Raw genomic sequence first — 15832 nt, 5'->3', positions numbered from 1 at the left:
TTATTACCAGTTTTAACCCTAAAAGGGTAAAAAAGCAAATCGTTATAGGCTGTCTGACTCAGAATAATATTCAACACTTTGTGGTGTTGGGCTCGCGATACGTGAGCGTCCAAATAACGTGTGAAACTTGGTTTTACAGGTTGTTTGTTTTAGGTATTTGATCCAAGCTCGCTCTACTGCGTTTGTTGCTTCAAGGTTACCAGTAACAACTTGCACAAATTGAGTTTGAAATTCATTTTGTGGTTCTAGGGTTTTGTTGTATAAACCCTTTAATACAACACCATGCTGTTCGAGAATGTCGGCTTCTAGCAAAGTGAAGTGACCACTACGACCAAAACCGCGTGGGAAGTTTTGATCATCATAAAATTGACGTTGGCTTGCAAATGCCTGACGAAGTGATGAAATGTCATTGCTCATGGCTTTATCCTCATGCCCTATTTTCTTGCAGGAGTATGGATCAAGTTGCCGATTTTATTAAACAAGTTATTTTTATCGTAAGGGTAAAAAATGGATATCGATTTATTGAAGACTTTTGTCGAAGTGGTCCGTACTCGCCATTTCGGTAAAGCAGCTGAAAATTTATATATTACACAGTCTGCGGTGAGTTTTCGGATCCGACAATTAGAGCAAGGTTTAGGCGTTAACTTATTTATTCGTCAGCGTAACAACATTCAGTTAACGGCACCGGGTGAGCGACTTCTGCCGCACGCACAAATGATCATAACCGGTATGCAGCGGGCAAAAGTCGATGTAGCTCTTGCTGATAACATGCATAAGCAAATCAGTTTAGCAGGTACACCTAATATTTGGGATGCTTTTTTACAGTTTGGGATCACAAATATTGTTTCTGCTATGCCGGGTGTCTCTTTGGTCGCAGAAGTAAAAGCCCAACAAGAAAGCACCCGCTTATTATTAGAGCGTACATTAGACTTAGCGGTGCTATTCGATCCACCTAAAGTAGACGAATTAGTTGTTGAGCGAATTTGTGAGTTACCTATTATTCCGGTGAGTGCATTCGAAACAGCTAACAGTGATAACTTTTTTGATAATCAATATGTCTATGTTGATTGGGGCACATCATTTTCACTTTGGCATGCGCGTGAATTCAACGGCCACGCACCGCCTTATTTCAGAACCAGTACGGGTCGTATTGCGCTTGATTTAATTTTGAAGTGTGGCGGCAGTGCGTTCATTCCTCAGTTATTAGTAGAAGAGCAACTCAAAGCGGGTGACCTCTATCATGTTAAAGATGTAGCACATACCTCGCGAGACGTGTTTGTAGCGTACCACAGAGATAACGAACAAACGCCTTTATTAGAGAAGTTAGTAACGCTATTAACCGAACTGCAAATAAAAGCTTAAATTAAATTTAAACTAGCTTTCATAAAAATTTAATGCGGGAACAGTTAGTTACGTTTTTATTTCAAAATTAATTACAATTTATGAAGGTAAATTGACGCTTTTATTTCAATTGTCATCTTTTTGTCATTTTTCGCTGTCACACTGCGCGCATTGAAACACAACATGTGTTTTTTGTTGCGATTATTGAGGAAACGACATGAAATTTGCAAAGTCTAGCTTATTCCTAGCTTTATTTGGTGGTTTATCTTTTTCTGCATTAGCTGATGTAGATGTATATGGTAAAGCAAACGTGACTGTTCAATCATCAGATGATGGCGAAGGGTCTTTCACTGAAATTAAAAGCAATAACTCACGTTTTGGCTTAAAAGGTTCAGAAAAAATTTCTGAAGGCTTAGAAGCGGTTTATAAATTTGAGTTTGGTGTTGACGTATCTGACGCTGATTCAAAAGGCGACAACGAAGACAACATCACTGCACGTAACCAATACGTAGGTGTTAAAGGCAGCTTTGGTCAAGTTGTTATCGGTCGTAACGATACAGCTATGAAGCAATCTCAAGGTAAAGTTGATTTATTCAATGACCTTGAAGCGGATATCAAAAATGGTTTCAAAGGTGAAAACCGTTTAGGTAACACAATTTCTTATGCTTCTAACGATTTTAGCGGCTTCAAAGTACTAGCGACTTACGTAGCTGAAGACTCAGTTGATGCAGACAACGGTTACTCTGTAGCTGTAACTTACGGTGATGCTGGTCTTAAGAAAAGCAACATCTACGCATCAGTAGCAGCTGATAGCGAAGTTAAAGGCTACGACATTGTTCGTGCAACCGTACAAGGTAAACTAGGTGACTTTAAACTAGGCGCTATGTACCAAACACAAGAGAAAGTAGATGGTAGCGCAGAGGCAGATGGTTACTTAGTAAATGCTGCTTACCAAATGAATAGCAATACTTTCAAAGTACAGTATCAAGTAATCGACTTTGATGAAGGCGATAAGAAAACGGCTATTTCTGCAGGTGTTGACCACAAGCTTAGCAAAAACACTAAAGTATTTGGTTTCTACTCAACGTTTGATACAGACAATCAAGTTGACCAAGATTACCTAGGTGTTGGTATTGAATACAAGTTCTAATCCAACCCTTGGATAACTCCCTAACTTGTCAGCCCAGCTAATTAGCTGGGCTTTTTTATTTCTCTAAAAATAAATTTATACAGCAGATCGCGCGTTGAGTAGTGGTTATGCTTGTGCGTAGTCTGATTTGCCAGCAAGCCAGCGCTGAATCAGTTTATCGGTAAGCGCTGGGTAGTCGTTCAATATTTTGAAAGCGATGGGTCTGACGTGATTCAGTGTTTGTTTGTCGCGGTTTAGGTCGGCGATTTTAAATTCAGCCAAGCCTGTTTGTTTGGTGCCAAGTACTTCACCAGGGCCACGAATTTCAAGATCTCGCTCAGCAATCACAAAACCATCATTACTTTCACGCAGCACAGCCAAACGTTTTTGCGCTGTGGCTGACAGTGGCGCGTGATAGAGTAAAACACAGTGTGATGCCGTTGCCCCACGACCAACACGGCCGCGCAGCTGGTGTAGTTGAGCAAGCCCTAATCGTTCAGGGTTTTCAATGATAATAAGGCTGGCATTGGGCACATCAACACCCACTTCAATCACGGTTGTGGCAACGAGTACATGAATATTACCCGCTTTAAACTCACTCATAATGGCTTGTTTTTCTGCGGCCTTCATCCGGCCATGCACTAAGCCAACGTTTAGCTCTGGCAGTGCTGCTTTTAATTGCTCAGCGCTATCCTCGGCGGCTTGGCATTGCAGTACTTCTGATTCATCAATCAAGGTGCAAACCCAATACACTTGACGGCCTTGCTCAGTGCACGCTGTTCTAACACGTTGAATGATTTCGTCTCGACGTGCATCAGGAATAGCCACCGTTGTGATAGGCGTTCTACCGGGTGGTAACTCGTCAATCACTGAGGTTTCTAAATCTGCATAGGCTGTCATTGCCAAGGTTCGCGGGATAGGTGTTGCTGTCATCACTAATTGATGCGGGTAACAGTCACCAAAGCGGCCTTTTTCACGCAGTGATAAGCGCTGATGAACACCAAAGCGATGTTGTTCATCAATAATAATTAGAACGAGATTGTTAAACTCAACCTGCTCTTGGAATAATGCATGGGTGCCAACAATCATTTGTGCTTCCCCAGAGGCAATTTTCTCTAGGGTTGCAGTACGCTCTTTGCCTTTACTTTTGCCACCTAACCAAGCAACTTCAATACCTAGTTGATTAAACCACTGGCTAAAGTTGATGCCATGCTGCTCTGATAAAATTTCAGTCGGTGCCATTAGCGCCACTTGGTAGCCTTCGCTTATTGCGGTGAGCGCACTGAGTGCTGCAACTAAGGTTTTACCCGAGCCAACATCGCCTTGTACTAAGCGCATCATCGGAAACGGGTGTTGTAAGTCGCCTTTGATTTCAGCCACCACACGACTTTGCGCGTTGGTTGGGCTAAAGGCTAAATTAGCTAAAAACTGTTGCTCAAGTTGGTTATGAGGCTTTAAAGCAACCGCTTTTACGGTTTGCCCTTTTTGACGTAGCTTTAAAAGGCTTAAGTTCTGTGCGAGCAACTCTTCAAACACTAACCGTTGCTGGGCAGGATGCATACCTTGCTCAAGCGCGGTTAAATCAACATCGTTGTGTGGGCGATGTAAGGTCATGAGTGCGTCGGCTAAACGCATTCCGGTTGGCTGAAACTGCTCTGGCAGTAATTCTTCTACAGGGTATTTAGTTAACAGTGCAAGTGCTTGATCACTCAGTGCACGAATAGATAACTGTTTTAGCCCTTCAGTAACAGGATACACAGGCGTCAGCGTGGTATTAGTTGGTTGCTCAGACGGGGTATCCGATAAACTGTATTCCGGATGCGTCATTTCAAAGCCAACACGACCACGGCGGATCTCACCAAAGCAACGAATGATTTTACCTGTACTTAAGGCATTTTTTTGAGCCGCGCTAAAGTTAAAAAACCTGAGCGTTAAACGGCCCGTGCCATCATTTACTTGGCAAACCAGCATGCGCCTTTTTCCAAAAGTAATTTGGCTGGTTTCAATGGTGGCTTCAACACTAACATGGCTGTGTGGTTGGAGTTCGCAGATTGGGTGAATACGGGTGCGGTCTTCATAGCGGTGAGGCAAATGAAACAGCATGTCTTGCACCGTATGAATATTTAGCTTAGCAAGGCGCTCGGCCATTTTAGGGCCGACGCCTTTTAATTCTGTGATTGGGTATAACGCTAAGCTAGGATGACTCAAAGGTGACTCAAATTGTTAATTAGTAGACTGTTTTTTCAGTTTACTTGCACTCGTTAGTGGCTTCAAGCGGTTGCGTGTGTTTTAAAATGTTCCAGAACGTTTCATCAGCAACAATTTCACCACTTTCATCAAGCTCAGGGTACGGTAGCTCTTTTTCACGACATTGTTCGGCAATGATAGGGTGGCAGCCTTCAAACAAGATGCGGTGCTTAATTTTCGCATCAAGCATATCGCGGTTATATAAGCCTGCAGCTTCACGTTGGCGCTGCGCTTCAAATAGAATAAGCGCTGCGGCGACGGATACATTAAGAGATTGCACCATTCCTTGCATCGGGATGATGATGTTTTTATCTGCATGGGCAAGGGCGCGCGGCGAAATCCCGTCTTTTTCTTGACCGACAATAACAGCCGTTGGTTTGGTGTAGTCGATTTCGCGAAAGTCGACAGCGTCATCACTGAGGTGAGTTGCTAAAACTTGTACCTCAGGGTTTTGCGCACGCATCATGGCAACGGCATCATCAATATTGCGATGTAAGTGAGTTTCGAGCCAGTTTTTACTGCCGCCAGAGGTATTGTTGGTTAACCATTTTTGGTTTTCAGGCCATACAGCATGAACGTGATGGCAGCCTGTTGCGTCAGCTGTGCGGGCAATGGCTGATAAATTATGATGTTTATGTACATCTTCTAAACAAACCGTTAGGTCCGTTTGGCGGCGATCTAACACGCGCTTAACACGCTCAAAGCGAGTTGTATCCATAGTAGTGTGCTCGTTGACGGATTCTAATTGGTGCAGATTATACCCTACGGAACAACGGCACGGCTAATTGGGTTTTGTAGTGAGATCAGCGTTTCTGTTGATTGAATAGCCTCGATAGCTTGAATCTTGTTAATTAAAACGTCTTGTAGATGATCTATTGAACGAGCCATCACTTTGATAAATATGCTGTAATTACCCGTGGTGTAATAGGCTTCCACGACTTCTTCTAGCTCTTTTAGGTGTAGCAAGGTCTGCGGGTAATCACGGGCATTATTGAGATTAATACCGATAAAACAACAGACATCATAACCAAGCTGCTTTGCATTAATACTGACTTGGGTACCTGTAATAATTCCCGCCTGTTTCATTTTTTCGACTCTGACATGAATGGTACCCGCACTCACTGCAAAGCGTTTAGCCAGTTCTGCATACGCAGTACGTGCATTTTCCATTAAAGCGTTAAGGATGTTTTTATCGAGATTATCGATTTGATAATTTTCCATGCTATTTTTTCTTGTTAATTGATGAATCGATAATTTTTATAGCATTATTTTTATGGAAATTTCAATGTTAAGTTCTTTTTATTGATGGTTATTGAAAATTACCTTTATTTGGTTGAGGATTGTTTTATCGAGAGAGACCAAGCAGCGGGTTTCTCTAATTTAGCAAGTAACAATAACTGGGAATGAGGCCAATTATTATGAGTTCACACTACCTGCAGCAACAGCAGCAAATTAGTAAAGTAAAACAGTTTTTTTCAAGCCAATTAGAGCAGCAATTAGGGTTAGTCGAAGTACAAGCGCCGATCTTGGCAAAGGTAGGCGATGGCATTCAAGATAACTTAAGCGGGACTGAAAATGCTGTATCGGTAGCAGTGAAAACAATTCCGGGTAGTCAATTTGAAGTGGTTCACTCGTTAGCTAAGTGGAAACGCAAAACCTTAGCGGATTACGATTTTTCGGTAGGTGAGGGGCTCTATACGCATATGAAAGCGCTTCGCCCTGATGAAGAATCTTTAAGCCCAATTCACTCGGTGTATGTTGACCAATGGGATTGGGAAAAAGTAATTTGCGAGAGCACTGAACGCACCTTAGACAAGCTTAAAGATACCGTAACATCACTATATGAGGCGATTAAAGCAACCGAACGCTTTGTAGCGAGTGAGTTTGATTTAACGCCGTTTTTGCCAGAAAAAATCACCTTTGTACACAGTGAACAGTTACGTCAGATGTATCCAGACTTTACTGCGAAACAACGCGAAAAAGCGGTAGCACAAGAATACGGCGCGGTATTTTTAATTGGCATTGGCGGCGTGCTTGCCGATGGTAAAATTCATGACGTACGAGCGCCTGATTATGACGATTGGTCAACACAAACCTGTAGCAAATTTGCAGGTTTAAACGGTGATATTTTAGTTTGGAACCCGGTGCTTGAGGATGCCTTTGAAATCTCTTCTATGGGTATTCGTGTAAGCCCAGATGCATTAGCTACACAATTAGCAATTACAGGCGACCAAGCTCGATTAGAGTTTGATTGGCACAAACAGCTACTTGCGAAGAAGTTTCCGCAAACAATTGGTGGTGGTATTGGTCAATCGCGTCTTGCTATGTTGCTGTTACAAAAACAGCATATCGGGCAAGTACAAGTTGGTGTTTGGCCTGAGCAGCTAAAACAGCAAGTGGAAGGTATTCTTTAATAGATTTAATGACCCTGGTAAAAAGAGGCTATAAGCCTCTTTTTTATTAAGTGGTTTTAAATTCTACTTCAACCTTGTTTTCTTCAAGCTTCACCTTACACGGCGGGTATTGGCGATTAGTGAGTAGCACCTTTTCGAAAATATGAATTTCGACGCCTGAATGCAGTTTTTTATTAACGACTAATTGCGCATCTTCCAAGAGATCATGCAGATGATGCTCTAAGCTAGAGAGCTTTTTCTCAAGCATTTCAGCTTGCTCACAATAGTGCATTTGCGTAGCGCCAATTTTGGCCAGTAGAAGTTTTTTCTTTTCGGCGTCTTTTACTTGATCTGCTTTTTCGATTGCTTCTTGTAAGGTATCAAGTTGTGAGTCTGTTTGTGCTAATTCTTTTAAACACTGATCTGTTTGCGCGGTTACATCAGCGCCTGAAGCCGCTAAGTTAATTACCATTTTCGCGCCAGATTCATTGCCTATTTCGCCAGCAATGAGCATTTGCGCATCTAAAACCTCACCGCCAAATAGTTTACCCTGAGGGTTGTCTTCTTGGCCAACTTGTAAGAGCTTAGTGGCTTTCATAACACAGTGGCTGGCTTGGCGTTCTATCAGAATATTATTCGCTTCAAGATAACAATACTGACCATGTGATAAGTGAATATCGCCTTGGCTGATGATATTACACGACAGTTTTTTATCTTCTTGCTGGTGGCCAATTACGCCTTGTTTTATGGTGATATCACCCACTGCTGATAAATAACCAGATTCAACTGTGCCCATAACCGTAATATCGCCTTTGGCGTGAATACGCATGCCAGGCTCAACATTATGAGTCACAATGACGCTGCCTTCAAAATCTACGTGGCCACTTTTTACGTTTACATCGGCAATGGTAAAAATATCATCAACGCGCATACCATTGGCAATATCAACGGGTACACCAGCAATCACCGAAATAAGTTCTAGCGGGTTGTTTTTAGATATCTCAGTCCCTTCACCGGCCACTAATGTGCTGTTTTCACCCGGTTTAGCAGGTAGTACATCACCAGTAACAGTAAAGCCTTCTTTGCCAGGGGTCGCTGGAATTTGTTTGATAAGTAATACGCCGGGTTCGACACTGGCGAGCTTACCAAAGTCGCGCATATCGGCAGTGCCATCCTCACGCAATTTTGGCTTTTTTAAACGGTCTTTTAAAGTTTCAACCTGTGGTACAAACTTGGAAGGTTGGCCATCAATCGGTAAACGGCCTTTCGCTAGCACGCCTTTAGCAATCTCACCTGCTGGTAACTCGAACTGTTGTTGTAATAACTGCTCTAAGAAAGCCTGCTTGTAGCCTCGCGCTACTCCTGCTTTTATTAGTTCTTTTTTAGCTTCGTCAAGAGTCATGACTTTACCGCCCTCGGCGACGGTCAATTCGCCAGTGGCTAGCATTTTATCATCGCTTAGAGTGACGACTAAGCTGGCATCATGTTTAGAGGCAACAACAAGCATGCGTTCATTAGAATCGCTTTTGAAGAAATTATTGATAGCATCATGATCCACTCTGCATTCACAAAATGGTGATTTTTCTAATGCCTCGATAATAAACGCAGCACTAGGAGGCGAGTTTTCATGAACATCTAATAAAACGTTGCCGTTGTGAGCGAGCTTAAACACGTGGAGATCCTTTTTTACTACATTAGCTAAAGGTTTTACTTATTATAACAACAGAGTGCTAGAGAATTGCTGATGAGTCAAGAATTTCGGATGAGGGAAGTAATAACTTTTTCTAAAAAAGTGCCAGCAACCTGAGGTCGCTGGCAGGGGGGTTAGTTCGTTGAAGGTAGCTCCATGATACCGTCAATTTCAACTTGTACGCCTTTTGGTAATGCACGTACACCAATCGCTGCGCGTGCAGGATAAGGCTGTTTAAAGTACTGGCTCATCACTTCGTTAACGATAGCAAAGTTAGATAAGTCAGTAAGGAAGATGTTTACTTTCACCATGTCTTGAATTTGACCACCGGCAGCTTGGCAAACTGCTGTTAGGTTTTTGAAAACTTGGTGAGTTTGTTCAGTGAAGTCTTCAGAGAACACTTCCATTGTTTCTGGTACAAGTGGAATTTGACCTGATAAATAAACAGCCGTGCCCACTTTAACTGCTTGGCTATACGTACCGATTGCAGCAGGTGCATTATCAGTAGAAATAAAAGATTTGTTCATGATTATCCTTGTTACTTTTTACGATAGACTCTTTGCACATCAGGCATCACACGAATGCGGCGCATAATGTTTGCAACATGAACGCGGTTTTTAACCGTGATGCCTAAATCTATCATGTATAAATTACTTTCTTTTTCGTCAGTCGCTATCTCAACAATGTTTGCTTGGGTTGAGGCAATTACATTTGTCAATTTAGCCAATGCGCCTTGGTGATTGATAATTTCAATACGAAGGGCTGCAATATATTCTTTCTCTGGGTTATCGTCCCACTTAACAACTAAGTATTTCGAACGGTCATTTTCCCAACCACGAATGTTTTTACATTCTTGGCGGTGAACCGTTAGGCCTTTACCTTGGCTGATATAAGCAGTAATAGCATCGCCAGGTACCGGGCGACAGCACTTAGAATAGTTAACCAGCATACCTTCGGTACCGATAATCGTCGCTTTTGCTTTTTGAGCAAGGTCGTTTAGGTCGTCGGCATCAACTTGCATGAGGCGTTTTGCGATAAGCACACTCATGAGGTTACCTGACCCAATTTCGACTAAAAGCTCAAGTACGGTATTCAGTTCATGTTCTTGAAGTACACGGCGAATGTTCTCATCTGGGATATCATCGAGTTTAGTTTCACCTAAAGCAGAATCCAGTAAGCGACGGCCAAGTAACATGGCTTCTTCATGTTGTTGGCTCTTCAGGTAATTACGAATACCTAAACGTGCTTTACCTGTTACAACAAAGTTTAACCAAGTTGCATTTGGGTGTGCCCCAGAGCTGGTAATGATTTCGATGGTTTGCCCTGTATCAAGCGGTTTGCTTAGTGGGTGAGGTTTGCGATTTACGCGTGCACCCACACAGGTATTACCTACATCAGTATGTACTGCATACGCAAAATCGACAGCCGTTGCGCCCATTGGTAACTCAACAATGCGACCATCTGGGGTGAACACATAAATTTCTTCAGGGAATAGCTCTGTTTTAACGTTTTCAACAAACTCAAATGATGAGCCCGCACTTTGCTGTAATTCAAGTAAGCTTTGCATCCATTGGCGAGCACGTTGTTGTGCTGTATGGCCTGCACTATCACCGGCTTTTTTATACATCCAGTGAGCAGCAACCCCTTTGTCTGCCATGTGATCCATATCGTGGGTACGAATTTGGATTTCCACAGGAATACCATGAGGACCCACTAATGAGGTATGAAGTGATTGATAGCCGTTGGTTTTTGGTACGGCAATATAATCTTTAAAACGTGTTTCGATGGGCTTATAAAGGTTATGTGCGACACCTAATACGCGATAACAGGTATCCATATTATCAACATTGATACGGAACGCGTAGATATCCATCACTTCGTTAAATGACAGCTCTTTATTAAGCATTTTTTTGTAAATGCTATAAAGGTGCTTTTCGCGGCCAGATATGGTCGCTGCGATGCCTGACTCTTCTAAACGCGCTTCAATTTCAGTCTTAATATTGCTGATAATTTCTTTACGATTGCCGCGGGCTTTAATTACTTCAGATCTTAATGCGCGATGACGCATTGGGTATAACGCTTGGAAACCTAAATCTTCTAATTCATTTTTTATATCGTGAATACCAAGGCGGTTTGCAATTGGCGCATAAATCTCTAACGTTTCACGGGCAATACGGCGACGTTTATCAGGGCGAAGGGCGCCTAGAGTACGCATGTTATGAGTACGGTCAGCCAGTTTGATTAAGATCACGCGAATGTCTTGTGTCATCGCCATGATCATTTTACGGTAGTTTTCGGCTTGGAATTCTTTTTTATCTTTAAAGCTAAGTTTATCTAGCTTGCTCACCCCTTCAACAAGTTCGGCAACGGTGTCGCCAAAAATCTCAGCTAAATCTTGTTGGCTGAAGTCAGTATCTTCAATCACATCGTGCATTAATGCAGCCATTAGTGTTTCGTGATCTAAGCGCATACCAGCGAGTATTTGCGTGACTTCGACAGGGTGGGTGATATAGGGCTCGCCACTTGAGCGAGTTTGGCCTTCGTGGGCTTCGCGAGCTACCACGTATGCTTTTTGGACCAGCTCAATTTCAGCTGCTGGTAAGTATTCAGATATTTTCTTTTTTAGACCTTCAAAAAGATACAAAGTCACACTCCAATGCGCTAATGAAGTAAATCGGTAACGGTATGAATAGAATATACGATGAAAAGAAGGGCTTGCCAACGGCTAGTGTAGAAATACTAGCCGTATAGCTAAATCAAAGCGGGGAGCTTGATTATTGGTTGCCACCTACGATAGCAGCCACTGCAGCCATTTCTGCTGCTTCTTGATGTTGTTGTTCTTCACGATCGATTAAATCCATAGAAGAGCTATTTACTAACCCTTTTTCAATTTCACGTAAAGCAATAACCGTTGGTTTGTCATTTTCAGCATCAACGAGTGGATCTTTACCACCAACCGCGATTTGGCGGGCACGACGAGCCGCAACTAAAATTAAGTCAAAACGATTACCAATTGCATCTACTGCATCTTCAACAGTTACGCGAGCCATCTTAGCACTCCAAATAAATTCTTAAGCAAAGGCGTAGTTTACTGTACCAAGTTAAATTCGCCAATAGCTTGTGGTTAATTTTTATCTTTTCTTAAAAAAGTATTATTTAAGCAAGTTTTCTAATAACGCCTGATGGCGCACTGCTTGGCTTTGTAACGATAGACGTTTAGCCATTACGATCATTTCGATTTCAGCAAGTGCAGTATCAAAGTCATCGTTCACAACCACATAATCATATTCATTAAAGTGTGATGTTTCTGATTGTGCTTTTGCCATTCTTCCCGCGATTACCTCAGCAGAGTCTTGGCCACGGTTATTTAAGCGTGATTCAAGTTCTTCTTTTGATGGTGGAAGAATAAAGATAGTTTCAACATCATCAACTAATTTGCGAATTTGCTGAGCACCTTGCCAATCGATATCTAAAAATACATCAATACCCGCTTCAAGTTGACTTTCGATTGCTTGCTTAGACGTACCATAGTAGTTATCGAAAACTTGCGCCCATTCAAAAAAGTCATTTTTCTCAATTAGCGCTTTGAACTCTTCAACAGAAACAAAGTGATAGTGCACACCGTTTTCTTCACCCGGACGAGGTGAGCGAGTGGTGTGCGAAACCGATACCTTCATATCGCTGTGTTTCTTTAATAAAGCACCAATTAAGCTTGATTTACCAGCCCCTGATGGAGCTGACAAGATAAATAAATTTCCGCGAGTTTGCGCCATGATCTGTCTCTAATAAAAAATAAACAGGCTCGGACTATCGCTAATCCAAGCCTTTAATTAATCTATTGTACTTTATTTCGCTAAAAGTGCTCAAGTTTGCCTGCTTTTAGACTTTTCAAAAACAAAAGACCCAGCAGGTGCTGGGTCTTATAAAAATGCTGTAAATCGCGTTTACTCGATGTTTTGGATCTGTTCGCGCATCTGCTCGATTAACACTTTTAGCTCTACCGCAGCGTTTGTGATGTCACTGTTGATAGACTTTGACGCTAACGTGTTTGCTTCACGGTTAAACTCTTGCATCATAAAGTCGAGGCGTCGACCACATGCACCGCCTTTAGTTAAGATCTTTTTGGTTTCTTTAACGTGCGACTTTAAGCGATCTAGTTCTTCAGCAACATCTTGTTTTTGCGCAAGGTAAATAAGCTCTTGCTCAAGGCGAGATTCATCGATGTCTGTTTTTAGTTCTTCAAGCTTTTGGTTTAGCTTTTCACGTTGCCATTTAGCAATTTCTGGTAGGTGGCTTTCTACAATCGCAACTTGCTCTAAAATTGCATCAAGGCGAGTTGCGATCATTTCTTGTAAGTTTGCGCCTTCATCGCCGCGAGCTTGTTTGAAATCTTCTATGACTTCATCGAAGCCAGCAATTAGCGCTGTATTTACGCTATCCATATCGAGCTCTTCGGCTTCCATAACGCCAGGCCAACGTAAAATATCAACAGGGTTGATGTCGCCTTTACTTTGGTTTTGCACCCATTGAGCGCTTTTAATTAATTGCTCAGCAAGAGATTCGTTAATTGTTAACTCGCCAACATGAGCTGGGTTTGCTGCAAATTTTAAGAAAACTTCAACTTTACCGCGTTGTAAATGCTTACGTAAACGCTCACGAATAACGGGTTCCATGCCACGGAATTGCTCAGGTGCGCGGATAAAAGTCTCAAGGTAACGTTGGTTAACTGAACGAATTTCCCAAGTGCCAGTGCCCCATTCGCCTTTAATTTCGCGACGCGCATAAGCTGTCATGCTGTGGATCATGGATGATTTCCTAGTGTTATTAAATTTTCAAAGTTGACTGATTATACCGAATCAGCTTTTAACCTCTAGCGTAAATTTTCTGAAATGTGCTTTTCTGATGCAGTTAATTATGTAAATGAACATGGCATCTAGCACCACATCGACTTATAATGTGGCAAATTCAGAATTAAGGGGATCGTTAATGCGTCCAAGCGAAAGAACACCTAACCAAATTAGACCGGTTACATTTACACGTAATTACACTATGCATGCTGAAGGGTCAGTATTAGTAGAGTTTGGAAACACTAAAGTTTTGTGTACAGCAACGGTTGAAGCTGGTGTACCACGCTTTATGAAAGGCCAAGGTAAAGGTTGGGTTACGGCTGAATACGGTATGTTACCTCGTTCAACACATACTCGTAATGGCCGTGAAGCATCGCGCGGTAAGCAGGGCGGTCGTACTATGGAAATTCAACGCTTAATCGCACGTGCACTTCGTGCTGCGGTTGACTTAAAAGCGCTAGGTGAAAACACCATTACTATCGATTGTGATGTTATTCAAGCTGATGGCGGTACACGTACAGCCTCTATTAGTGGTGCGTGCGTAGCATTAGTTGATGCACTTACTTACATGCGTAGTAAAGGTATGATCAATTCAAACCCACTTAAGCATATGATTGCGGCAATCTCAGTTGGTGTATATAAAGGTCAGCCAATTACAGATCTTGAGTACCTAGAAGATTCTGAAGCAGAAACTGATATGAACGTGATTTTGACTGAAACTGGCAAAATTATCGAAATTCAAGGTACAGCTGAAGGCGAGCCTTTCTCATTTGACGAACTTGATGAGCTACTTACATTAGCTAAGCACTCAATTCGTGAAATTATCGACGTTCAAAAGCAAGCATTAGCATAATAAAGAAGTGGGTTTATTAGTTATGAAAGATTATCAAAAAGAGTTTATTGAATTCGCACTTGAAAAGCAGGTGCTTAAATTTGGTGAGTTTACTTTAAAGTCTGGCCGCACTAGTCCTTATTTCTTTAATGCTGGTTTATTTAATACCGGTCGTGACCTTGCACGTTTAGGTCGCTTTTATGCAGCGGCACTTGAAGATGCAGGTATTGATTACGATGTATTATTTGGTCCTGCATATAAAGGAATTCCAATCGCAACAACAACAGCGGTTGCTTTAGCTGATCATCACAACAAAGATGTACCTTACTGTTTTAACCGTAAAGAGAAAAAAGCACACGGTGAAGGTGGTACATTAGTAGGTTCTGAACTTAAAGGTAAGATCATGTTAGTCGATGACGTGATCACTGCGGGTACAGCTATTCGTGAGTCAATGGAAATCATTGCGGATAATGGTGCAGACTTAAGTGGTGTTTTAATTGCACTTGATCGCCAAGAGAAAGGTAAAGCTGAGTTATCTGCTATTCAAGAAGTCGAGCGTGACTTTGGCACAAAAGTTATCTCGATTGTAAAACTTGCTGACTTAATTAGTTACCTAGAAGCCAAAGGCACAATGGATGAGCATTTAGCCGCCGTAAAAGCATACCGTGATCAATACGGCATTGCTTAACAATTAAAAACGCGAACTATTTAAAGGCCCAGCTATATTGCTGGGCTTTTTGCTTTTAGAGTATTGTACTTTTATGGCCTTAAATACGGTTAAAAAGTTACTGAAGCGTTAATAAAGTTTCTCTTTTGTGGTGTTTAGACTAAAAAGGATACAAAAGACAGTTTTTTTAAAGTTTTCTCAAAAAAGTGCTTGCGTTAATTCGCCGCATCCCTATAATGCGCATCCACCGACACGGCGGACTGCTTACAAAAAAGCAAAACGACGAGTTGGTTGAGTCAAGTAAGACTGAGTTTTGAAAAAATAAACTTTTCTCAAAATTAAGTGTTGACAAAAATAACGGCTTGCGTAGAATGCACAGCCCTTGAGACGCAAAAGTATCTCTTCCATATAATAATTGGAAACGTTCTTTAACAATATAAAGCAATCATCTGTGTGGGCACTCGTACAGATTGAGTTCTAACAGCGAAGCTTAGTTTACTAAGTAGCGCAAACAAATTTAGAGTCTCAATTGAACTGAGTGACCAACGGAAACAAGTTTACTTGTTTCAGCACAGTCAATTCGATATCGAAAGATATCAAAATTCAGAATTCATTGAGCACGAAACTTAGGTTTCAAAAAACTTTTAATTGAAGAGTTTGATCATGGCTCAGATTGAACGCTGGCG

The 15832-nt window shown here is 41.8% G+C and carries 15 protein-coding genes; 5 read left to right on the top strand and 10 right to left on the bottom strand.

Going from position 1 to position 15832, the window contains the following annotated elements; all coding sequences use genetic code 11:
* Positions 1-42: 42 nt before the first annotated feature.
* Positions 43-417 carry a MaoP family protein gene (locus tag NH153_RS00080; protein ID WP_063699788.1) on the bottom strand — a complete coding sequence of 125 codons (375 nt, stop codon included), beginning with the start codon at positions 415-417 and terminating at the stop codon, positions 43-45.
* Between the two features lie 90 nt (positions 418-507).
* On the opposite strand from NH153_RS00080, the gene NH153_RS00075 reads away from it, so the two are divergent.
* Complete coding sequence (locus NH153_RS00075) at positions 508-1362, top strand: LysR family transcriptional regulator (RefSeq protein WP_063699786.1); 855 nt, start codon at positions 508-510, stop codon at positions 1360-1362.
* Between the two features lie 196 nt (positions 1363-1558).
* Positions 1559-2491: a porin gene (locus NH153_RS00070; protein ID WP_063699784.1), complete on the top strand. Its 933-nt coding sequence runs from the start codon at positions 1559-1561 to the stop codon at positions 2489-2491.
* Between the two features lie 105 nt (positions 2492-2596).
* Here the strand turns inward: NH153_RS00070 and recG are convergent, their stop codons facing one another.
* The 3 genes from recG to asnC are packed head-to-tail and all read right to left on the bottom strand — an operon-like array spanning position 2597 to position 5938.
* Positions 2597-4678 carry an ATP-dependent DNA helicase RecG gene (gene recG / locus NH153_RS00065; RefSeq protein ID WP_063699782.1) on the bottom strand — a complete coding sequence of 694 codons (2082 nt, stop codon included), beginning with the start codon at positions 4676-4678 and terminating at the stop codon, positions 2597-2599.
* Between the two features lie 40 nt (positions 4679-4718).
* Positions 4719-5435: a tRNA (guanosine(18)-2'-O)-methyltransferase TrmH gene (gene trmH, locus NH153_RS00060; protein WP_063699780.1), complete on the bottom strand. Its 717-nt coding sequence runs from the start codon at positions 5433-5435 to the stop codon at positions 4719-4721.
* 44 nt (positions 5436-5479) lie between these two features.
* Complete coding sequence (gene asnC, locus NH153_RS00055; RefSeq protein WP_062567385.1) at positions 5480-5938, bottom strand: transcriptional regulator AsnC; 459 nt, start codon at positions 5936-5938, stop codon at positions 5480-5482.
* A gap of 197 nt (positions 5939-6135) precedes the next feature.
* On the opposite strand from asnC, the gene asnA reads away from it, so the two are divergent.
* Complete coding sequence (asnA, locus tag NH153_RS00050) at positions 6136-7131, top strand: aspartate--ammonia ligase (RefSeq protein ID WP_063699777.1); 996 nt, start codon at positions 6136-6138, stop codon at positions 7129-7131.
* 46 nt (positions 7132-7177) lie between these two features.
* On the opposite strand, the gene NH153_RS00045 is transcribed toward asnA, so the two are convergent.
* From NH153_RS00045 to NH153_RS00020, 6 genes are all read right to left on the bottom strand, one after another.
* Positions 7178-8782: a flagellar assembly protein A gene (locus NH153_RS00045; RefSeq protein ID WP_063699775.1), complete on the bottom strand. Its 1605-nt coding sequence runs from the start codon at positions 8780-8782 to the stop codon at positions 7178-7180.
* A gap of 152 nt (positions 8783-8934) precedes the next feature.
* Entirely contained in the window at positions 8935-9327 is a 393-nt protein-coding gene (locus NH153_RS00040) for a deaminase RidA (protein ID WP_054563421.1), read from the bottom strand.
* Between the two features lie 11 nt (positions 9328-9338).
* Entirely contained in the window at positions 9339-11444 is a 2106-nt protein-coding gene (gene spoT / locus NH153_RS00035; RefSeq protein ID WP_063699773.1) for a bifunctional GTP diphosphokinase/guanosine-3',5'-bis pyrophosphate 3'-pyrophosphohydrolase, read from the bottom strand.
* A gap of 130 nt (positions 11445-11574) precedes the next feature.
* Entirely contained in the window at positions 11575-11850 is a 276-nt protein-coding gene (gene rpoZ, locus NH153_RS00030) for a DNA-directed RNA polymerase subunit omega (RefSeq protein WP_036973056.1), read from the bottom strand.
* A gap of 102 nt (positions 11851-11952) precedes the next feature.
* Positions 11953-12573: a guanylate kinase gene (gene gmk / locus NH153_RS00025; RefSeq protein ID WP_063699771.1), complete on the bottom strand. Its 621-nt coding sequence runs from the start codon at positions 12571-12573 to the stop codon at positions 11953-11955.
* 171 nt (positions 12574-12744) lie between these two features.
* Positions 12745-13605, bottom strand: a complete 861-nt coding sequence (locus NH153_RS00020) for a YicC/YloC family endoribonuclease (RefSeq protein WP_063699768.1) — start codon at positions 13603-13605, stop codon at positions 12745-12747.
* A 181-nt stretch (positions 13606-13786) separates the two neighbouring features.
* Here NH153_RS00020 and rph point away from each other — a divergent pair, with 181 nt between their 5' ends.
* Positions 13787-14500 carry a ribonuclease PH gene (gene rph / locus NH153_RS00015; RefSeq protein WP_063699765.1) on the top strand — a complete coding sequence of 238 codons (714 nt, stop codon included), beginning with the start codon at positions 13787-13789 and terminating at the stop codon, positions 14498-14500.
* Between the two features lie 22 nt (positions 14501-14522).
* On the top strand, positions 14523-15167 hold the full coding sequence (gene pyrE, locus NH153_RS00010) for an orotate phosphoribosyltransferase (RefSeq protein ID WP_063699763.1): 645 nt from the start codon (positions 14523-14525) through the stop codon (positions 15165-15167).
* The last annotated feature ends 665 nt before the right edge of the window (positions 15168-15832 follow it).

The sequence above is a fragment of the Pseudoalteromonas gelatinilytica genome (genome assembly GCF_001641615.1).
Classification (GTDB): Bacteria; Pseudomonadota; Gammaproteobacteria; order Enterobacterales; family Alteromonadaceae; genus Pseudoalteromonas; species Pseudoalteromonas gelatinilytica.
Note: the sequence above shows the minus strand (reverse complement) of the source record. Positions and strands in the feature narration are given on the sequence as shown.